Source organism: Bradyrhizobium sp. 138, assembly GCF_023074075.1.
Taxonomy (GTDB): Bacteria; Pseudomonadota; Alphaproteobacteria; order Rhizobiales; family Xanthobacteraceae; genus Bradyrhizobium.
The window spans coordinates 319,090-338,152 of the sequence record NZ_JADPKT010000022.1 but is presented as its reverse complement, the minus strand read 5'-3'; the positions used below and the strand labels follow the sequence as shown (position 1 = coordinate 338,152).

General features: G+C 65.0%; 15 protein-coding genes. 4 read left to right on the top strand and 11 right to left on the bottom strand.

Annotated elements, in window-relative coordinates; genetic code table 11:
• Window positions 1–77: 77 nt before the first annotated feature.
• Both IVA79_RS13235 and IVA79_RS13230 read right to left on the bottom strand, forming a co-directional pair.
• The gene (locus IVA79_RS13235; protein ID WP_247553467.1) at window positions 78–740 is read right to left on the bottom strand and encodes an ImmA/IrrE family metallo-endopeptidase; all 663 of its coding nucleotides are present in this window, start codon (window positions 738–740) and stop codon (window positions 78–80) included.
• A 14-nt stretch (window positions 741–754) separates the two neighbouring features.
• Window positions 755–4,507 carry a vitamin B12-dependent ribonucleotide reductase gene (locus IVA79_RS13230; protein WP_247553466.1) on the bottom strand — a complete coding sequence of 1,251 codons (3,753 nt, stop codon included), beginning with the start codon at window positions 4,505–4,507 and terminating at the stop codon, window positions 755–757.
• 764 nt (window positions 4,508–5,271) lie between these two features.
• Here IVA79_RS13230 and IVA79_RS13225 point away from each other — a divergent pair.
• Complete coding sequence (locus IVA79_RS13225; RefSeq protein ID WP_247553465.1) at window positions 5,272–6,168, top strand: DMT family transporter; 897 nt, start codon at window positions 5,272–5,274, stop codon at window positions 6,166–6,168.
• On the opposite strand, the gene IVA79_RS13220 is transcribed toward IVA79_RS13225, so the two are convergent.
• From IVA79_RS13220 to IVA79_RS13210, 3 genes are all read right to left on the bottom strand, one after another.
• On the bottom strand, window positions 6,165–8,405 hold the full coding sequence (locus IVA79_RS13220; protein ID WP_247553464.1) for a CHASE3 domain-containing protein: 2,241 nt from the start codon (window positions 8,403–8,405) through the stop codon (window positions 6,165–6,167). The genes IVA79_RS13225 and IVA79_RS13220 overlap by 4 nt on opposite strands.
• Complete coding sequence (locus tag IVA79_RS13215) at window positions 8,402–8,818, bottom strand: response regulator (RefSeq protein ID WP_247553463.1); 417 nt, start codon at window positions 8,816–8,818, stop codon at window positions 8,402–8,404. Before IVA79_RS13215 ends, IVA79_RS13220 begins: the two co-directional genes overlap by 4 nt.
• 221 nt (window positions 8,819–9,039) lie before the next feature.
• Window positions 9,040–9,723 carry a BA14K family protein gene (locus IVA79_RS13210; RefSeq protein WP_247553462.1) on the bottom strand — a complete coding sequence of 228 codons (684 nt, stop codon included), beginning with the start codon at window positions 9,721–9,723 and terminating at the stop codon, window positions 9,040–9,042.
• A 243-nt stretch (window positions 9,724–9,966) separates the two neighbouring features.
• Here IVA79_RS13210 and IVA79_RS13205 point away from each other — a divergent pair, with 243 nt between their 5' ends.
• On the top strand, window positions 9,967–10,374 hold the full coding sequence (locus IVA79_RS13205; protein ID WP_247553461.1) for an NADH:ubiquinone oxidoreductase subunit NDUFA12: 408 nt from the start codon (window positions 9,967–9,969) through the stop codon (window positions 10,372–10,374).
• A 517-nt stretch (window positions 10,375–10,891) separates the two neighbouring features.
• On the opposite strand, the gene IVA79_RS13200 is transcribed toward IVA79_RS13205, so the two are convergent.
• A complete protein-coding gene (locus tag IVA79_RS13200) occupies window positions 10,892–11,578 on the bottom strand; it encodes a DJ-1/PfpI family protein (protein WP_247553459.1) in 687 nt (228 codons plus the stop codon).
• A gap of 106 nt (window positions 11,579–11,684) precedes the next feature.
• On the opposite strand from IVA79_RS13200, the gene IVA79_RS13195 reads away from it, so the two are divergent.
• Window positions 11,685–12,623 (top strand): GlxA family transcriptional regulator, encoded by a 939-nt coding sequence (locus IVA79_RS13195; protein WP_247553456.1) that lies wholly within the window; start codon window positions 11,685–11,687, stop codon window positions 12,621–12,623.
• 300 nt (window positions 12,624–12,923) lie between these two features.
• Here IVA79_RS13195 and IVA79_RS13190 read toward each other — a convergent pair whose 3' ends face one another.
• The gene (locus tag IVA79_RS13190) at window positions 12,924–13,931 is read right to left on the bottom strand and encodes a Na+-dependent transporter (protein ID WP_247553455.1); all 1,008 of its coding nucleotides are present in this window, start codon (window positions 13,929–13,931) and stop codon (window positions 12,924–12,926) included.
• A 197-nt stretch (window positions 13,932–14,128) separates the two neighbouring features.
• Between IVA79_RS13190 and IVA79_RS13185 the strand changes: the two genes are divergently transcribed.
• Complete coding sequence (locus IVA79_RS13185; protein ID WP_247553454.1) at window positions 14,129–15,160, top strand: DUF2155 domain-containing protein; 1,032 nt, start codon at window positions 14,129–14,131, stop codon at window positions 15,158–15,160.
• 66 nt (window positions 15,161–15,226) lie between these two features.
• Here IVA79_RS13185 and aat read toward each other — a convergent pair whose 3' ends face one another.
• From aat to IVA79_RS13165, 4 genes are all read right to left on the bottom strand, one after another.
• Window positions 15,227–15,907, bottom strand: coding sequence for a leucyl/phenylalanyl-tRNA--protein transferase (gene aat / locus IVA79_RS13180; protein ID WP_247553453.1), 681 nt, complete (start codon window positions 15,905–15,907; stop codon window positions 15,227–15,229).
• 61 nt (window positions 15,908–15,968) lie between these two features.
• Window positions 15,969–17,072: a histidine kinase dimerization/phosphoacceptor domain -containing protein gene (locus IVA79_RS13175; RefSeq protein WP_247553452.1), complete on the bottom strand. Its 1,104-nt coding sequence runs from the start codon at window positions 17,070–17,072 to the stop codon at window positions 15,969–15,971.
• The gene (locus tag IVA79_RS13170) at window positions 17,069–17,509 is read right to left on the bottom strand and encodes a response regulator (protein WP_063194274.1); all 441 of its coding nucleotides are present in this window, start codon (window positions 17,507–17,509) and stop codon (window positions 17,069–17,071) included. Before IVA79_RS13170 ends, IVA79_RS13175 begins: the two co-directional genes overlap by 4 nt.
• Complete coding sequence (locus IVA79_RS13165) at window positions 17,506–19,032, bottom strand: ATP-binding protein (protein WP_247553451.1); 1,527 nt, start codon at window positions 19,030–19,032, stop codon at window positions 17,506–17,508. The genes IVA79_RS13170 and IVA79_RS13165 overlap by 4 nt, the downstream gene beginning before the upstream one ends.
• Window positions 19,033–19,063: the final 31 nt, after the last annotated feature.

Genomic DNA, 19,063 nt, shown 5'->3' with positions numbered 1-19,063 from the left:
GGGAGGTTGTCTCCTCAGCATGTCCCACGATTTAGCGTTTCTAGCCAAGCCTCAGTTACGGTGGCGCGCCCTACGTGTCACGAATACCCTGTCTTGGAGCCGCAGGTGTCGCACTTCATGCCGATCCCATCTCGCAAGAGGGTGAAGTTGCCGCAGCCGGAGCACATCTCGCCTTCGTAGCGAGGGGTGGCAATCAGTTTGGCGTTCTTAGCGTCGTCGAGACAGCTAGCCGCCAATCTGTCAGTCACTACACAAAGACCAGCAATTAGATCCGCATCGTTCAATTTAAGGGCGATGTGATCAGGTACCAGGAAGAGGGCAGCAAATACGTGCGCCTGCCACTCGGCCGATTCTTCGTTTTGAACATAGTTTAGGAGGGCAGCCTCCTCTTCAGAGAAGGCGACCGCGTGCCGGTCGTGCAGTACAAGATGGCCAACTTCGTGAGCGATGATGTAACGAGCATACGGCTCGCCGCGGTCCGCCGCATTCCAGATCTTACGGTCGACGTGAAGCGTCAGCGGGCCGAATGTGACATAGGCTTGGCTATCGCCGAGACTTTGATCATAGAACTCGACGACTAACTTGCCTTTGCCCTTAATGTAGTCAGGCAAAACATTAAGTACGAACTTGCAGATGTTGAACGAGTGCTGACCCGAGCGGGCAAGGGACCACCACGCGATCGCAATCTTCGCGATGTCTTCTCGCGAAAGTATCCGGACGCGGTAGTCCCGAGCCATCATTTTTTGTCACTCCATCACGAACATCCAGTCGTGGAGCCGCATGTGTCGCACTTCATGCAGGTTCCGTTCCGGACCAAGGTAAAGTTCCCACACTCTGAGCACATCTCACCTTCGTAGCCCTTGGCCTTGGCTTCGGCGCGGCGCTCGGCCTTGGTGGGGACGGCGGTAGCGGCGGTGCCGGCTTTACTCCACTGCAGTTGCTCGAGCTTGTCGGTTGGAGAGAGATCTGTTTGGGCGCCCTGTTTTAGTGCGACCGCACCTTCTACCATTCCTTCAGCCCTTGCCTCGGGAGAAGAAAATGCCATCCGCGGTCCGTCCGAGGTCTTTCCGAGCTCGGCGATGGTCGAGCCGCCGCGCATCACGACGAGGTTGTCGGTCCGGGAGCGGGTGAGGCCGCGCGAGACCAGGCGGGTGGCGTGGTGGCCGCCGTCCTCGTCCGGCTCCTTGCCTTCCTCGACGCCCTTGCCGAGCGCGTCGAAGTTCGATTCGGTCGGATCGACATGGGCGAGGTCGAAGCGCGACATGTAGCTCACCGCCAGCTCGCGGAAGACGTAGTCGAGGATCGAGGTCGCATACTTGATGCTGTCGTTGCCCTGCACGGGGCCCGCCGGCTCGAAGCGGGTGAAGGTGAAGGCGTCGACATATTCGTCCAGCGGTACGCCGTATTGCAGGCCGAGCGACACCGCGATCGCGAAGTTGTTGATGAAGGAGCGGAGCGCCGCGCCTTCCTTGTGCATGTCGATGAAGATCTCGCCGAGACGGCCGTCATCATACTCGCCGGTCCGCAAATACACCTTGTGGCCGCCGACGACCGCCTTCTGGGTGTAGCCCTTGCGGCGATCCGGCATCTTCTCGCGCTCGCGCATCACGATGATGCGCTCGACCAGCTTCTCGACGATCTTCTCCGAGACCTGGGCGGTGCGCGCCGCCATCGGCTTCTCGTAGAGATGGTCGACCGCATCGTCCTCGTCCTCATCATCACTGATGAGCTGCGAGTTGAGCGGCTGGCTCAGCTTGGAGCCGTCGCGATAGAGCGCGTTGGCTTTCAAGGCGAGCTTCCACGACAGCATGTAGGCGGACTTGCAGTCCTCCACCGTGGCGTCGTTCGGCATGTTGATGGTCTTGGAGATCGCACCCGAGATGAAGGGCTGGGCCGCCGCCATCATGCGGATGTGGCTCTCGACCGACAGATAGCGCTTGCCGATCTTGCCGCAGGGATTGGCGCAGTCGAACACCGGATAGTGCTCGGCCTTGAGGTGCGGGGCACCTTCCACCGTCATCGCGCCGCAGATGTGGACGTTGGCCGCCTCGATCTCGCGCTTGGTGAAGCCGACGGCCTGGAGCAGGTCGAAGCCCGGAGCCGCAATGGCTTCAGCGCCGATGCCGAGCTGGTCGCGGATGAAGTCTTCGCCAAAGGTCCACTTGTTGAAGGCGAACTTGATGTCGAAGGCGGTCGGCAGGGCCTTCTCGACCTTGGCGATGGCTTCATCGGTGAAGCCCTTGGCCCTGAGGGTCGAGGCGTTGATGCCGGGGGCGTTGGAGAGCGAGCCGTGGCCGACAGCGTAAGCTTCGATCTCCGCAATCTCGCTCTCGCGATAGCCGAGCGCGCGCAGCGCCGCGGGGACCGCGCGGTTGATGATCTTGAAGTAGCCGCCGCCGGCGAGCTTCTTGAACTTGACCAGCGCGAAGTCCGGTTCGATGCCGGTGGTGTCGCAATCCATGACGAGGCCGATCGTGCCGGTCGGCGCGATCACCGTGGTCTGGGCGTTGCGATAGCCGTGCTTCTCGCCGAGCTCGAGCGCCGCATCCCAGGCCGCCTGGGCGTGGCTGACGAGGTCAACTTGCGGGCAGGAGACGAGGTCGAGCGGCACCGGGTTGACGCTGAGCGCCTCGTAACCGTTCGACTGGCCGTGCGCGGCGCGGCGGTGGTTGCGGATCACGCGCAGCATGTGCGCCGCGTTCTTCTTGTAGCCGGGGAAGGTGCCGAGCTCGGCGGCAATCTCCGCCGAGGTCTTGTAGGTGATGCCGGTCATCACCGCGGTCAGCGCGCCGCAGAGCGCGCGGCCTTCCTTGCTGTCATAGGGCAGGCCCATGGTCATCAAGAGGCCGCCGATATTGGCATAGCCGAGGCCGAGCGTGCGGAACTCGTAGGAGAGCTCGGCGATCGCCTTCGACGGGAATTGCGCCATCATCACGGAGATTTCGAGCACGATGGTCCAGAGCTGGCAAAGGTGCTCGTAGCCCTCGACGTCGAAGCGCTTGGTCTCGGTGTTGTAGAACGTCAGCAGGTTAGCCGAGGCCAGGTTGCACGCCGTGTCGTCCAGGAACATGTATTCCGAGCACGGATTGGAGGCGCGGATATCGCCGGACGCCTTGCAGGTGTGCCAGTCGTTCATGGTGGTGTTGAAGTGCAGGCCCGGATCGGCCGAGGCCCAGGCGGCGTAGCCAATTTTTTCCCAGAGGTCGCGCGCCTTCAGCGTCTTCGTCACCTTCTTGGAGGTGCGGGCGTTCAGATTCCAGTCGCCGTCGGTCTCGACAGCGCGGAGGAAGTCGTCCTTCAGCGAGACCGAGTTGTTGGAGTTCTGCCCCGAAACGGTGAGGTAGGCTTCGCTGTCCCAGTCGGTGTCGTAGGTGTCGAACGCGATGTCCTTGTAGCCCTGCTTGGCAAACTGGATGACGCGCTTGATGTAATTGTCGGGCACCAGGCTGCGGCGCGCGAGCTTGATCTCGCGGCGGAGCGCAGGGTTCTTCTCGGGGTCGAAGCAATCGTCGCCCGAGCCTTCGCAGTTGACGCAGGCCTTCAGCACCGCTTTGAGGTGCTTCTGGTTGATCTTGGATCCGGTGACGAGGGCCGCGACCTTCTGCTCCTCCTTCACCTTCCAGTCGATATAGGTCTCGATGTCGGGGTGATCGACGTCGACGACGACCATCTTGGCGGCTCTACGCGTGGTGCCGCCCGACTTGATCGCGCCCGCGGCGCGGTCGCCGATCTTGAGAAAGCTCATCAGGCCGCTGGAGCGGCCGCCGCCGGAGAGCTTTTCGCCTTCGCCGCGCAGGCGCGAGAAGTTGGAGCCGGTGCCGGAGCCGTATTTGAACAGGCGGGCCTCGCGGACCCAGAGGTCCATGATGCCGCCTTCGTTGACGAGGTCGTCACCGACGCCCTGGATGAAGCAGGCGTGCGGCTGCGGATGCTCGTAAGCCGACTTGGACTTGGTCAGCTTGCCGGTGAAGGGGTCGACGTAATAATGGCCCTGGCCGGGGCCGTCGATGCCATAGGCCCAGTGCAGACCGGTGTTGAACCATTGCGGCGAGTTCGGCGCGACCATCTGCATGGCCAGCATGTAGCGGAGCTCGTCGTAGAAGGCCTGCGCGTCCTCGTCCGAGGTGAAGTAGCCGCCCTTCCAGCCCCAATAGGTCCAGCAGCCGGCGAGGCGGTCGAACACCTGCTTGGCCGAGAGCTCGCTGACATAGCGCTCTTTCTCAGGCAGGAGGCTAAGGGCTTCGGTATCGGGCACGGAGCGCCACAGGAAGGAGGGGACGGATTCCTCCTCGACCTTCTTCAGGCGCGCGGCAACGCCGGCTTTACGGAAATATTTCTGGGCGAGCACGTCGGAGGCGACCTGCGACCACTCGGTCGGGACCTCGACGCCATCAAGCTTGAACACGACCGAGCCGTCGGGATTGCGAATCTCCGACGTGGTCAGGCGGAAATCGATTCCCGCGTAAGGTGACTGTCCCGAAGTGGTGTGGCGCCGCTCGATCCGCATGGTCTTGCCCCGTCCTTTTCTTTGACCGGTCTCGCCCATCGTTGAAGGCGTGCCGGGTCGACATTTCGTTTCGCGGTGCCTTCGGCCGTTTGGCCTTAAGGGCATCGCAGTTCAGCCGGTGGACCCGGCACTTGTTCTCCCGACGCGATTTTTCGATGCGTGCATCGATCATCCGCCGGCATGTCCAGACACATCCGCCCCCAAGGGGATGGGCCCGACATGCGTTCAACGCCCCCACAGTCACTTCAACCATTGCCATGCGAGCCTGTTGCCGGCCCGTTCTGGCGCCCGAAAAGTCCGCTATCCGAGGGCAGACAAGCCCTCATCCGCTGCCTTTGGCTGGCTGGGCGGAGTGTCGATTTGCGAGACCCTTTGGGGGAGTGCCGGCGGGACGCAAACTCACTCGCGCCGAACGGACCGGAAGCTAGGACTCTCCGTTGCGCCCGTCAAGAACTAGTGCGAGTTCCTGAATCAAATACTAAATATGGTGGATTGCGGGGGATAACAGGGGGCAAGCCCGCACCTGTTGTGGAGCCAAGTATCAGTGAGTCCTCAGGGATTCCCAACTGAAAAAATTTGCATTCGGTGGTGCTGCGGATGCTTCATCCCGCTGTTCACAGGGCAGGTATATTTTTCGGGATTGGGATTGCGTCAGCAGGACTCACGTAGCCCTACGGAAGGTGAGGGCAGGCATGCCCGCCTAGGTGGTGGTTTAGGCGGCGATTCCGCGCCAAGCTGACGCTCGATTTTGCCGGACTTCCCTCATGCTTGATTCGACGCGGCCGGTGCTGCGGCCGCGCATCGCCCCGGCCGGCCTGATGTTCCTCGCCATCACCTCGATCGGCTGGGGTTTCAATTGGCCGGTGACGAAATTCCTGCTCGCCGAGCTGCCGCCGCTGACCCTGCGCGGGGTCACAGGCGTGCTGGGCGCGCTCCTGCTCGCCGCGCTCGCGATTCTCCGCCGGCAGAGCCTGAAGGTGGAGCCGGGCATCTGGCCGCGCCTGCTGTCCGCTGCCGTGCTCAACGTCACCGGCTGGATGGTGCTGATGGGCCTCGCGCTGCTCTGGCTGCCGGCGAGCGAGGCGGCGTTGATCGCCTACACCATGCCGGTCTGGGCCTCGATCATCGCCTGGCCGGTGCTGGGCGAGCGGCCGACACTGCTGCGCACGCTGGGGCTGGTGATGGCCTTCGTCGGCCTCGCCTCGATCATGGGCGGCAACGGCATCAGCGCCAGCGTCGAGAAGCTGCCGGGAATCGTCATGGCGCTCGCCGGCGCGCTGGGCTTTGCCATCGGCACGGTGTTCTCCAAGAAGTACCCGATCCATCTGCCGCCGATCACAGCCGCGGCCTGGCAGATCGGTATCGGCTGCCTGCCGATCTCGATCATCGGCCTATGGATCGAGACCACGGATCTTTCCAAGGTGACGCCGGTCGGTTGGTGGCTGCTGGTCTATTCGACCGTGGTGCAGTTCTGCATCGCCTATGTCAGCTGGTTCGCAGCGCTTGCGCGCCTGCCGGCGTCGGTCGCCGCGATCGGGACGATGGCGGTGCCGGTGATCGGCGTCGTCGCCTCCGCGATCGCGCTGCACGAGCCGCTGGGGGTAGGGCAGATCGCCGCGCTGGTCTTCACGCTGGCGGCGGTGGTGCTGGCGACGCGCTAGCCGCCCAGCGCCTTCCGGATCATCTCGGCGAGCTGGTTTCTCCGATACGGCTTTGTCAGCAGCAGCACGCCGTCATCCAACTTGCCGTGGTGGACGATGGCGTTGTCGGTGTAGCCGGAGGTGTAGAGCACCTTGAGGCCTGGCCGGCGCTTGGCGACCTCCTCGGCGAGTTCGCGCCCGCTCATGCCGCCGGGGATGACGACGTCGGTGAACAAGAGGTCGAACGGCTCGCCGGCGTCGATCAATTCGAGCGCGGCCTTGCTGTCGGGCGCGGCCACCGTCCGGTAGCCCAGGCTCTGGAGCTGCGCGGTGACGAAGTTGCGCACGAGATTGTCGTCCTCGACGACGAAGATGGTCTCGGCGCCGCCTTCGGCCTGCGGCGCCACGGCCGCCGCCACATCGGTCGGGCCTTCGCCCGGCGGCAGATAGAGCTTGATCGTGGTGCCGTGGCCTTCCTCGCTGTAGATCTTGATGTGACCGCCGGACTGCTTGACGAAGCCGTAGACCATGGAGAGGCCGAGGCCGCTTCCTTTGCCGACCTCCTTGGTGGTGAAGAACGGCTCGAACGCCTTCAGCTGGACATCGGGCGCCATGCCGGTGCCGGTGTCGCTGACGGCGAGCATGACGTAGGGGCCGGCCGCCACGTCGGCATTGGCCTGCGCATAGGCCTGGTCCAGCACGACGCGGTGGGTTTCCAGCAGCAGCTTGCCGCCATTCGGCATGGCGTCGCGCGCGTTGATCGCCATGTTGAGCACGGCATTGGTGAGCCGCGACGGATCGATATGCGCGGTCATCGGCCCCTGTTCCAGCACGGTCTCGATCTGGATCTGCTCGCCGAGGGTGGGACGCAAGAGTTTTGCGATGTCCGCGATCGCGGCGTTGATCTCGACATTGCGCGGCTGCAGCGGCTGCCGGCGCGCAAAGGCGAGCAGATGCTGGATCAGCTCGGCGCAGCGCTCGGCGGCATCGTCGATCAGCCGTGCCGCGCGCTGCAGCTCGGGCTGCTGCGTCAGGCTCGCCACCAGCGTCTCGGTGTTGCCGGAGATCACGGTCAGCATGTTGTTGAAGTCGTGCGCGACGCCGCCGGTCAGCTTGCCGATCGCATCCAGCTTTTGCGATTGGTACAGCTGCCGCTCGGTCTCCCGCGACAGGGTCGCATCGTGATAGACCAGCACCGCGCCGGAGATCTCGCCTTGCGCATCCAGCATCGGCCGGCCGCTGATCATGAGATGACGGGGAGGATTGCCGCTGTGCGGGCGGACGATCATCTCCAGTTCCTCGAACTTCTCGCCGCGCAGCACGCGCACGGAAGGTAGCTCGTCCGCCCTAAGCGGCGTGACGCCGTCGCCGTGAAAGACGTCCGACAGCGCGCGCAGATTGCGCAGGTTCATGCCGGCGCGATGCAACAGCATGCGCTCTGCGGCCGGATTGGACAGCAGGACATTGCCGTCGGCGTCGATGACCAGCACCGCCTCCGCCATGCTGTGAAACGTGCTTTGCAGCACGTTGACCGACAGGCGCAGCTCGTCATGCGCGGCGACCAGGTGCTCGGTGCGCTCGGCCACCGCCGCGGCGAGGACTTCCTTGGCGGCCGTGGTCTCGGTCAGGGTGCTCTGGAGCTGCACCGTCGCACGCCGGCTCTCGCGCATCACCAGCGCGACCAGCAGCAGGATCAGCACCGCGCCGGCGACGTCGATGCCGAGCAGCACGACGCCGGTGCGGCGCGAATCCTGCGAGCGCGCAGCGAGCAGGCGCTCTTCCTCCGCGCTCAGATGGTCGAGATTGCTCATCACGGTGTCCATGAGGCCGCGGCCTTCGGCCTTGCGGTTGAGCGCGGCAATGCCGGCATCGTCGTTCGCCGCGCGCAGGCGCATCGCTTCGGCCGCGATCTCGATCCGGCGCAGCGCCAACGGCTCGGTGCCCTCCAGCAACGTGACCTGATCGGGACTGTCGCGCACGCCGCGCTTGAGCTCGGCGAGGGCCGGCGCGATCTCGGCGCGCACCGCCTGGAATTCGGCGCTGAAGCCCGGGCTGCGGTAGAGCTCAAAGCCGCGCGCGGCACTCTCGGAGCGGCGCATCAGCACGCGCAGATCGGAGATCTTCTTCTGCACCTGGATGGTATGATTGACCCACGCCGCATCGGACCGCGACTTGACGTCGAGGGCGATCGAGGCTGCCGTGATGATCAGGAGGATGGCAAGTCCGGCACCGAGAATGACACGCTGCGTTGGAATCAAGGGGCTTCTTTCTTGTCCTTCGGCTGCGCGCTCTCGCCCGCGAGGCATTCCCGGATCGTGGTCAGCAACGCTTCGGGCGTGAACGGCTTGCGCAGGCAGCGTGTTGCGCCGAGCTCCAGCGCCATGCGGAGGAAATCGGGAGAGGGTGAGGCGGATGACGCGAAGGCGTAGCCGGACATCGCGATCAGCGGAGTTGCCGGCGCGCGCTCATGAAAGATGCGGATCGACTCGAAGCCGCGCATATGCGGCATGAAGATGTCAACCAGCATCACCTCAAAGGCCTGCGCTTCCAGCGCAGCCAGTCCTGTTTCGCCACCGTCGGCCAGCGTGACGTCGAAGCCCTGACGTTGGAGGAGGACCTCGATGGTCGCGCCGACCATCGGATCGTCATCAACCACGAGAACACGCGGCATGACACTTCCCAGCAGATCGAAGTCCCCACTGTGATCGGTGATATCCGGGAATCGTGTGTCGGGTCAATTTTGGATTGGATAGGGGTAGATATGCACGGTGCGATGCATAGGGGCGGGTTCCATCGGGGCTAGGCCGCAGCACATCACTGTCGCGCGAAGGGCGGCACCGGCTATGACCGGCGCCGCCCATGCAATTTGTCGCATCGATCGTTCAGGCTGTCCTACGGGCAGGGATGCCGCCGGCCGTCATAACCGAGATAGGTGCCCGAGGCCGGATCGTAGGATTTGTAGCGCTGGGCGCAATAGGCTGCATCGCCGCCGCCATCGGGGACCACGGCCACTGTCGGCTCATCATAGTAGCTGTCGTAGTAGTAGGGGTCGTCGTAATAGCCGTAGCCTCCGCCGTAATAGGCGTACGAGCCGAGGCCGCCGATCGCGGCACCCGCCGCGAAGCCGGGCCAGAATCCGCCGCGACGATGGTGCCAGTGGCGACCGCTCCAGTTGCTTCCGCCTTGCCAGGTGCCGGCCGTTGCGACGCTGCTGCCACCACTGATCGATGGCGAGAGGGCGGGGCGGGTCGCTGCCGGGCCAGCTGCGAAGCTGCCACCGCTCGGACGTACTGCTGCGCCGGCCGCGACGCTGCCGCCCTGGAATGCAGGGCCGCCGCCAATCCGTGCTCCGCCGCCGCTGAAGCCACCGCCGCCCATGCGCGCGCCGCCGCCACCACCGAAGTGCGCGCCGCCACCACCACCGCCGATGTGAGCGCCGCCACCACCACCTCCGACGTGGGCACCACCCCCGCTGCCACGGCCACCGCCGCCGGGCCCCTGTGCAAAGCTCGGTGCGGTCATGGGTAGAACGAGCGCCAGCGCTGCGGCGGCACTCAAAACTTTCAGATTGTTCATGGTCAACTCCTTTTCCCGGAAGCAAACCCTATGAAAGCGCTGGGGTTCCTGGGATCACGCCGGTTTGCGTGCGACCGGAAGCCTCGCTCGCGATCTCTGTACCCGGCATGAACGGATCGCGTCCGATTTGCGGCAGCCCTTGTGTCGCGGCCGCGCATTGCGGAAGGGCTCCACCGCTGCGCCGAACTGGACATTTCGCCGCCCGGATGGCATCAGGGCCCGACGAAGCAGGGCCCTTGCCGCATGAAACAATTCTTCCTCAAGTTCTTCACCTGGTGGAATGGCCAGACTTTTGGCACCCAACTCTGGACCAAGCGGTACGGGGAGCTGGTTGGCCAGGACGAGCAGGGCAATCTCTATTATCGCACCCGCGGCGGGGCGATTGATCCGACCCTCGGCTTCGAGCGGCGCTGGGTGGTCTATAACGGCTATGCCGAGGCGAGCCGGATCCCGCCGTCCTGGCACGGCTGGATCCATCACATGGTCGACATGCCGCCGACCGAGGCCAACTATCAGCCGCGCGAGTGGGAAAAGCCGCACCAGCCGAATCTCACCGGCACGGCCAAGGCCTATCGTCCCTCGGGATCGACTCTTGCCAGCGGCAAGCGGCCGAAGGCAACCGGCGATTATCAGCCCTGGACGCCTGGCTAGGCTTCCAGCCTCCGCCATCTTCATCGTCAAATTGGATGCATGCGCATCCGCCGCATCTTGCTGTGGACAACGGGAACAGCGGGGACGGTGGCTACGCGGCCGTTGTGCTCATGCGAGCGATCCGGCTCAATGGTCCCATCTTACGGAGATGGGAGACCATCGCGTTCGGTTCGGGCAACAGTTCGCGACTATCCCGAAATGCAGCGGCCGCCGACCAGGACTCGATCGGGAGATAGGCCCCCGGTCTGGAAGCTCCGAAATCGCCCGATGAAATGTGCAGCCGCCGTGAGACAGGAAAGGCCGCTTGGGAAACCGAGCGGCCTTTTTCTTTGAGGAGGTCTCGTGCCCCGGACGCGGCGCAGCGTCTCCCCGGCGATGCGAAGCATCGTCCGGTTCGACGATGCGCTGCAGAGCCGGGGCCGATGCTGCAACGGGCCGTGTGGCTCCTAGGTCCCGGCTCGGCGCAGCAGCGTTGCACGCTGCAGCGCGTCCGGGATACGAGAGCATCGGGAGGGCGCTACATCACGCGCTCGGCCGCGCGCTTCACCGCTTCGAGGCGCCGCGCCTGGTTTTGAGCACCACGCTCCCTGAGCAGAGCCAGCACCTCGGCGGGTGCGGTGTCGGGCGAGCCCGAATTGAACGGCGGGGCCGGGTTGTATTCCATCTGGAGCTGGATCGCTTCTGCGGTGGTGCGATCGACCATGAGGGACACCAGCGTCAGCGCGAAATCGATTCCCGCGGTGACGCCGCCGCCGGTGATGCGGTTGCCGTCAACGCAGACGCGCGCCTTCGTTGGCGTGGCGCCGAACTGGCCGAGCATCTCCATCGCGCTCCAATGGGTCGCGGCGCGATAGCCCTTGAGCAGGCCAGCGGCGCCGAGCGCCAGTGATCCCGTGCAGACCGAGGTGACATATTTGGCGCCTTCGGCCTGCCTGCGTAGGAAATCCAGCACCTCCTCGTCGTTAAGCAGATCGTTGGTGCCGCCGCCGCCGGGCACGCAGATCACGTCGAGCTGCGGGCAATCCGCAAACGTCGTGGTCGGCGTCAGCGTGAGCACGGAATCGCTTGCGACCGGCTCGATCCGCTTCCAGATCAGGTGCAGCTTCGCGCCCGGCACCATGGAAAACACCTGCAAGGGACCGGTGAAGTCGAGCTGGGTGACGCGCGGAAACACCAAAATTCCGATCTGGAGCGGTGACGACATCGACAGGTTCCTTCCAAAGATGAGCTTGACGGGCGAAGATTGGCATGGTGCCTTTGTGTCTGAAATGGCATAATTCCCTCTATTTCGGACATGGGCGACATAGGCTATGATCGGCATCCTGATCTTTCCGGATTTCCAGCTGCTCGACGCCGCCGGCCCGATCTCGGTGTTCGAGGTCGCGGCGCGCTGCGCCGGCAAGCCGCTTGCGCTCCGCGTGCTGGCGGTGAATGCCGGGCCGGTGCGCTCTTCGTCGGGCGTCGAGATGATGGCGCGTGATTTCAAGTCGGCGAATGCGATCACGACGCTGGTGGTCGCGGGCGGCGCGGGCGTTGCGGATGCCGCGCGCTGCGAGACCACGCGCGCCTTCGTGCAGCGGCTGGCGCGGCGCGGCGTGCGCATCGCGAGTGTCTGCTCGGGCGCCTATGTGCTCGCCGAGGCGGGTCTGCTCGACGGCCGCCGCGCCACCACGCATTGGGGCCGGACGCGCGATTTCGTCGCGCGCTATCCGAAGGTGAAGTTCGAGCCCGACCAGATTTTCACCCGCGACGGCAATGTCTGGACGTCGGCCGGCATCACCGCGGGCATCGATCTGGCGCTCGCGATGGTCACCGAGGATCACGGCGAGGAGATCGCGCAGGCAGCCGCGCGGCACCTCGTGCTCTATCACCGCCGCAGCGGCGGGCAGTCCCAGTTTTCCTCGCTGCTGGAGCTGAAGACGCCAAACGGCCGCTTCGGCGCGTTGTTGTCGTGGGCGCGCGAAAATCTCGACGCGCCGCTGACGGTGGAGGACCTCGCCGATCGCGCCGGCATGAGCGCGCGGCACTTTGCCCGCGCCTTCGCCGCCGAGACCGGCACGACGCCCTCCAAGGCGATCGAGCGCTTACGGCTCGAAGTCGCACGCGAGCGCGTGCAGTCCTCGCGCGAGGGGATCGAGCTCGTTGCGGAAGCAACCGGATTCCGCGACCCCGAGCGGATGCGGCGCGCCTTCATCCGTGCCTTCGGCCAGCCGCCGCAGGCGCTGCGGCGCGCGGCGCGGGCGGGGTAGGAGAATGTCCCGTTTGAGCCGAGGAGGCGACATTCCCCGCTTGATCTGGTAAGCAAGAACATCAACCGGGAGTTGCATGCGACTGACCAGAAGGAAGTCGAACGCAATTGTCCTGAGTGTGACGGGACTGGCCAAAACAGGGGCATGCAATCCGGTTCGCTTAGGCGAAAAGAATGAGTTTCGTCCCTGCACGAAATGTGGCGGCTCGGGGAAGATCAAAGAGGCCACCAACTAAGGTCAACGCCCGGGTTCGTTGTCGCAGTGACGCGCCAATAGACATCCCCGGCTATGAGCGCACACCTAGCTAATGTTATTTGTCGCCGCCTCGCTCGACGCATCCGCACGCCCCGTCAAACGCCGTGCGATCGGCATCAGCATGTAGGGCGCAAGATGAATCGGAAACTGCGTCATCGCGAAATAGAGCCAGGTGGTGGGCGGCAATGCGCCGGCGGTTGCCGCCAGCATCAGACCGAGATTGCGCTGTGACACCATCAGCCCGAGCGCCAGTGCGCGCTCGGTGCCGATGCGGCGGAACAGCAACGTGGTGATCGCGAGCAGGGTGAAGTAGATCGCGAAGGCCAGAGCTGCGAGGCCGATGGTGAAGATCGGCTGGGTCACCAGATCGCTGGCGACATCGCCCATGACCGCGGAGGCGAACACGAACAGGATAATGATGTTGAAGCCATCGATAGGCTGCTTCGCGCGCTGGATGGCTTCGGCGCCGAAGACCCGGCGGATGACCGTTGCCGTTAGCAGCGATGCGGCGAGAATGCCGAGCAGCTTCAGTCCGAGCGCAAGCGGCGAGATGCTGAGCATCCCGTCGAGGAACAGGCCCGCGAACAGCGATGCCGTGAAGGGCACCAGCGCGGTCGAGGTCACCAGCGTGACCAGCACGAGGGTCGCATCGAGGCCCATCAGCGCGGCAAGTGCCGGCGAGGCCATCATCGGCGAAGCCATGCTCTGGAGCATGAGCGCCAGCGAAAGGCCAGGCGCGCGGCTCGTGAGCCCCGTTACTTGGGCGATCAATCCGACGATCAGCGGCACACCGATCGTGGTCCAGGCGGTAGCGGTCGCGATCAGCGCCGGCCTGCGCAGATGGCTGTAGAGCGCGGCCAGATCGACCCGCATGAAGGAGATGCAGAGCAGGACGAAGATCGCCTCGGTGACGTAGGGCCGCAGTAGCGCGCCGAGCGGCGGCACCGCGGCCGCGATGAAGACGACGGCTGCCACTGCGCGGGTGCCCTGATTGCCGAGCCAGGTCAGGGTGCGCAGGGGGATGGCGAGGGCAATTGTGAGGATGGAAGGCATCTCTCGGGGGTTCCGGTCAGGATTGGACGTCGTTTCGGAAGGCGATGCCCGCCTCGCATCCCCGGAATGGTGATCGACTATCCCATTCGGGAGCCGGTCTGGCCAGACGGGGCCGGGAAGGGCAGGGATGCCGCCCTTCCCCCGCCGTATTCGCCGTGTTAACCGGAGGGCCTGCGAGCGGCGGTATCCCCTGTAGAATGTCCAACAAGCCCGATTCGCTGTTGAAGCCGCGCGAGATGTTTCGAACCATTATCCTGACAGGTCTTGCGGCGCTTTTGGCCGCCACTGCACTGACGGTTGCGACGCCGGCTCAGGCGCAGATCGGGACGATCTTTTCCGATCCGCCGCCGCTGCGGCCGCCCGGCAACATTCCACGCGGCCAACCGCAGCCGCAGCAGATTCCCGACGACGATGAAGAGGTGCCGGAGCTGCCGCCGCAGGGCCGCGTGCTGCCGTCGCGCCCGATGCCGCCGCCGCCGGGTCGGCAGGGCAACGTCATGCCCGGGCCGGTCGAGACCCAGCCGTTGGCGCCGCCGCCGGGCTCCACGGTCGCGCCGCCGAACCAGCCGCCCTCCGCGGCGCTTCCTCCGCCCGGTTCGCAAACCCCAGGTGCGCCCGGTCAGCGCCCGCCGCAGCAGAAGGGCGCTCCGGGCGCTGTGCCGCAGACACCGGCGAGCCTGCAGCCGGGCGACGAGGTCGTCACCGAACCGCCGGCCCAGAAGATCGTGAACAAGAAGGCGACCTTCTCCGGTCTCGACAAGATCACCGGGCGCATCATCAATTTCGACGAGGAGATCGGCGAGACCGTCCAGTTCGGCGCGCTGCGCGTCAAGACCAACGCCTGCTACACGCGGCCGGCGACCGAGGCCACCAACACCGACGCCTTCGTCGAGGTCGACGAGATCACCCTGCAGGGCGAGGTGAAGCGCATCTTTTCGGGCTGGATGTATGCCGCGAGCCCCGGCCTGCACGGTGTCGAGCATCCGATCTACGACATCTGGCTCACCGACTGCAAAGAGCCGCAGCAGACCATTGCGACGGCCGCGCCAGATCCCGCGACCAAGCCTGCGCCTCCGCCGCCGCCCGCGCAGAAGAAGGCCGCGCCCAAGCAGGTCCAGCAGCGTCCGCCGCAGCCTCTGCCGCCGATCCAGCAGCAGCAACCGGCACCGCCGCCGCCGCCACCGGAGCAGCGGCCAGGCCTGTTCGGCATCCCCGGGTTTGGCCGCTAGGCCAAATCCCGCGGGTTTGGCCGCTAGGCCAAATCCTCAGCGTTTGGCTGCTAACTCAGCTGTCCATTATTGCCGCGAGGCGATGATCTCGAGCGCGCGTGCGCCAGGGATGGCGTCACCGGAAGAGAGCCTGAGGAAATCGCCGGGCTCGCCGGCGAGCGCTCTGTCGAGCAGTGCGGTGTAGCGCCGCCGCGAGATCTCGGCCGCGCCGAAGCTCTTCAGATGTTCCGTGACGTATTGGGTATCGAGCAGCTCGAAGCCGCCATGGATGAGCCGCGCGACCAGATGCACCAGCGCGACCTTCGAGGCATCGCGTGCGGTGTGAAACATGCTCTCGCCGAAGAAGGCGCGTCCCAGGCTGACGCCGTACAGTCCGCCGACGAGATCCTCGCCCTGCCAGGCCTCGACGCTGTGACAATGACCGAGCTCGTAGAGGCCGCCATAGAGGTCGCGGATGCGCTTGTTGATCCAGGTGTCCTCGCGGCCAACCTGCGGCGCGGCGCAGCCGGCGATGGTCGCCTTGAACGCGGTGTTGACGGTCACGCGAAACACATCCGAGCGCACGGTGCGCGCGAGCCGCGAGGCGACGCGAAATCCATCGAGGGGGATGACGCCGCGCAATTCCGGCTCGACCCAGAACAGGGTCGGATCGTCGGCGCTTTCCGCCATCGGGAAGATGCCGCAGGCATAGGCGCGCAGCAGTACGGCTGGTGTGATTTCAGACGGGGCGGAGTCGCGGGAAGTCATGGTTCGCAATCATAGCAGGATCGCGTTGCGGTTGCGATGGGGTGCGCAGCAGCGCGCGAGCTCAACTCGCGGCGGCGGTGCTGGTCTTGCCGGGGCTTGCGGGCACGCGACCGAACTTCAGAGTGATCCGGGTTCCGGAATGTGCGGGATCGCGGTCGACCGAGGCGTCGAGCTTGGCGGCCATGGCCGCGACGATGCGCTGGCCCATGCCGGTGGAGCGCGGATCGGCCTTGACGTTGTCGCCGACGCCGTCGTCGGTGATCGACAGCAGGAGGTCGTCGCCTTTCGCGTTCAGCTCGACATGGATCGGGCCGGCGCCGTCGGGATAGGCATATTTCACCGCGTTCATCACCAGCTCGTTGACGATGATGCCGACGGCGACGGCGCGGTCAGGATCAATCTCGATCGGCTCGGCCTTCAGCGTCAGGCGCGACATCCGGTTGCCTTCGGCCGAGCGGCGGAGATCCTCGAGCAGCGAGTCCAGATATTGGTTTAGGACCACGCTCTTGAGATCCTGCGAGGTGTAGAGACGACGGTGCACCTGCGCGACCGCGGCGACGCGGCCCATCGCATTGGTCAGTGCCGCCTTGACCTCTTCCTGTGCGGCGGAGCTAGCCTGAAGGTGCAGCAGCGAGGCGATGATCTGAAGGGAGTTGCCGACGCGGTGGTTGACCTCGCGCAGCAGCAGCTCGCGTTCGGCGGCAAGGGCCGCGTAGCGGTCGCGCGAGGCATGGATCTCGGCTTCGGCTTCCTCGCGCGCCTTCTGCAATTCGGCCTGGCGCAGCGCGCTCTCGGCCGCGACGTGGAGCAGGGGGATGAAATCGCCCGTGACGTCCTTGACGAGATAATCGGCCGCGCCGGCCTTCAGCGCGGTGACCGCGATGTTGGAATCCTGCGAGGCCGTGACGAACACCACCGGCGGCGCCCCCGGGATCGCCATGATCTGCTCCAGCGTCTCCAGCCCGTCGAGGCCTGGCATGTACTGGTCGAGCGCGATCACGTCGATGCCGCCCTCAGTACCCGCGCGGCGGATGCGCTCCAGACCTTCCTCGCCGCTCGCGGCATGGACGACCCTGTAGCCGCGCCGCGTCAGGCCGCGATCGACCAGGCGCGCCAGCGCACCGTCGTCATCGATGTAGAGCAGTGTTGGTGTGCGTTGGTTCATGGGGCGGCGGGCGGGACCTGGATGACCGAGAAGAACAGGCCGAGCTGCCGGATGGCATTGGCGAAATTCTCGTAGTTGACGGGCTTGGTGATGTAGACGTTGCAGCCGAGCTCGTAGCAGCGTTTGATTTCCTGGGAATCGTCGGTCGTGGTCAGCACCACCACGGGCGAAGCCTTCAGATATTTGTTTTCCTTGATCTGCCTCAGGATGTCGATCCCGGTCATGTCGGGCAGGTTGAGATCGAGCAGGATCAAGAGCGCATTGCCCTTCTGCACGAGCCCGCTGCCGTCGGCGCCGAACAGGTGCTGCATCGCGTCCGTGCCGTTCTTGAAGGAGACGATCTCGTTGTTGACGCCGGACCGTCGGATGTTGCGCTCGATCAGGCGGGCGTGGCCCTCGTCGTCCTCGATCATGATGATGGTGACAGGCTGGGTCATCGATCTGCGTTCCGGTTGCTTACGTTCCAGGCGATCGGCAGCGTGATCGTGAAGGTGCTGCCCGCGTTCAGTTCAGATGATACCGACATGGTGCCGCCGAGGCGACGCACAAGTGCACGCACATGCGCAAGACCGATGCCCTGGCCGGGCTTGTCCTGGGTTCCCGCGCGGCGGAACAGCTCGAAGATCCGCTGGTGATCCCTAGCGTCGATTCCGCGGCCGTTGTCGCTGATCTCGAAGATAGCGTAACCGAGCTTGGTCCGCCCGCGGATTCTGATCTCGCCGGGCACGCCGGGCTTCAGATATTTGATCGCATTGTCGATCAGGTTGGAGAAGATCTGCTCGAGTGCGAGCCGGTCGCTCACGACATTTGGCAGTGGCTCGAGATGGATCTCGGCCTGCGCCTCGGCCGTCTGGTGCGCCAGCGTCGAGACGATGGCCTCGATCAGCTCGCTTGTGGCGATCTTCACGGGCTGGAATTCGCGCCGGCCCTCGCGGGTGAGGTTGAGGATCGCCGAGATCAGCCGGTCCATCTTGGCGATCGACGACTTGATGAAGCCGAGCGCTTCGGAAAAATCCTCCGAGAGCTGCTTGTCGGCGCCTTCGAGCGCGATCTCTCCTGGCCCTGCGGGCGCCAATGTCGGTCCGTCCGCGGGGACCTGGGCGAGGCTGCCGATGCGGCGAAAGATGTCGTTGCCGAGCTCATCGAGCTCGCTGGTGAATCCCATGATGTTGACGAGCGGCGAGCGCAGGTCGTGGCTGACGATATAGGCAAAGCGCTGGATCTCGTCGTTGGCTTCGCGCAGATCCGCGGTGCGTTCGCTGACGACGGATTCGAGGTTGGCGTAGGCCTCGCGCAGGCGATTTTCGGCCTCGTCGCGGGCGAGTGCCGAGCGCCGCACCAGCCAGATCGAGATCAGGGCCAGCAGCACGACGAGGCCGGAGCCGATGCCCGTCATCGATGCGGCAAGCGTCTGGCTGCGGTCGGCATTGGCCGTACGGAGGCGTAACAGCCGCTCCTCCTCGCCGATCATTGCCACCGCCACATTGCCGATCGTGGTGGTGGTGCCCTCGGCAGCCGCCTGCCGGGCCAGTGCCATCGCCATGTCCGGCTGGCCCTGCTTGATGGCGTCGAGCTCGCGCGCGAATTGGCCGAGACGAGTCTCGATTGCCGCGCTCAGCTTCTCGGTGCTTTCGCGTTGCGCGGCGTTGTCGCCGCTCAGGCGCCTCACCCTGTCGAGCGCCGGAACGATCGCCGCCACAGCCTTTTCGTAATCCGTCTGGAATTCGGGACCCAGCGTCAGGAGGTAGCCGCGCAGTGCGCTTTCGGCGCGCCGAACCTCGAGCAGCAACGCGTTGACCTGGTTCTCCACCTCGATGGTGTGAATCACCCACTTGCTGTCTTCCCTGGCCTTGTTGACCAGGTAGACCGAACCGGCGCTGATCACGGTCAGCACCAAAAGCCCCGCCGAAAACAGCAGGATCTGCCAGAACGTGCGCCGTCGATGGGCTTCAGCCGTCACAACGGTTCACCGGTCTATAGTCAGTGGAATT

What these genes read in the sequence shown, in the direction of transcription:
- IVA79_RS13200 (WP_247553459.1), bottom strand. Translation starts at nt 11,578, where the DNA reads ATGTCGTCACCGCTCCAGATCGGAATTTTGGTGTTTCCGCGCGTCACC.
- IVA79_RS13205 (WP_247553461.1), top strand. Translation starts at nt 9,967, where the DNA reads ATGAAACAATTCTTCCTCAAGTTCTTCACCTGGTGGAATGGCCAGACT.
- IVA79_RS13215 (WP_247553463.1), bottom strand. Translation starts at nt 8,818, where the DNA reads ATGCCGCGTGTTCTCGTGGTTGATGACGATCCGATGGTCGGCGCGACC.
- IVA79_RS13235 (WP_247553467.1), bottom strand. Translation starts at nt 740, where the DNA reads ATGATGGCTCGGGACTACCGCGTCCGGATACTTTCGCGAGAAGACATC.
- IVA79_RS13190 (WP_247553455.1), bottom strand. Translation starts at nt 13,931, where the DNA reads ATGCCTTCCATCCTCACAATTGCCCTCGCCATCCCCCTGCGCACCCTG.
- IVA79_RS13210 (WP_247553462.1), bottom strand. Translation starts at nt 9,723, where the DNA reads ATGAACAATCTGAAAGTTTTGAGTGCCGCCGCAGCGCTGGCGCTCGTT.
- IVA79_RS13185 (WP_247553454.1), top strand. Translation starts at nt 14,129, where the DNA reads ATGTCCAACAAGCCCGATTCGCTGTTGAAGCCGCGCGAGATGTTTCGA.
- IVA79_RS13195 (WP_247553456.1), top strand. Translation starts at nt 11,685, where the DNA reads ATGATCGGCATCCTGATCTTTCCGGATTTCCAGCTGCTCGACGCCGCC.
- IVA79_RS13175 (WP_247553452.1), bottom strand. Translation starts at nt 17,072, where the DNA reads ATGAACCAACGCACACCAACACTGCTCTACATCGATGACGACGGTGCG.
- IVA79_RS13225 (WP_247553465.1), top strand. Translation starts at nt 5,272, where the DNA reads ATGCTTGATTCGACGCGGCCGGTGCTGCGGCCGCGCATCGCCCCGGCC.
- IVA79_RS13230 (WP_247553466.1), bottom strand. Translation starts at nt 4,507, where the DNA reads ATGCGGATCGAGCGGCGCCACACCACTTCGGGACAGTCACCTTACGCG.
- aat (WP_247553453.1), bottom strand. Translation starts at nt 15,907, where the DNA reads ATGACTTCCCGCGACTCCGCCCCGTCTGAAATCACACCAGCCGTACTG.
- IVA79_RS13170 (WP_063194274.1), bottom strand. Translation starts at nt 17,509, where the DNA reads ATGACCCAGCCTGTCACCATCATCATGATCGAGGACGACGAGGGCCAC.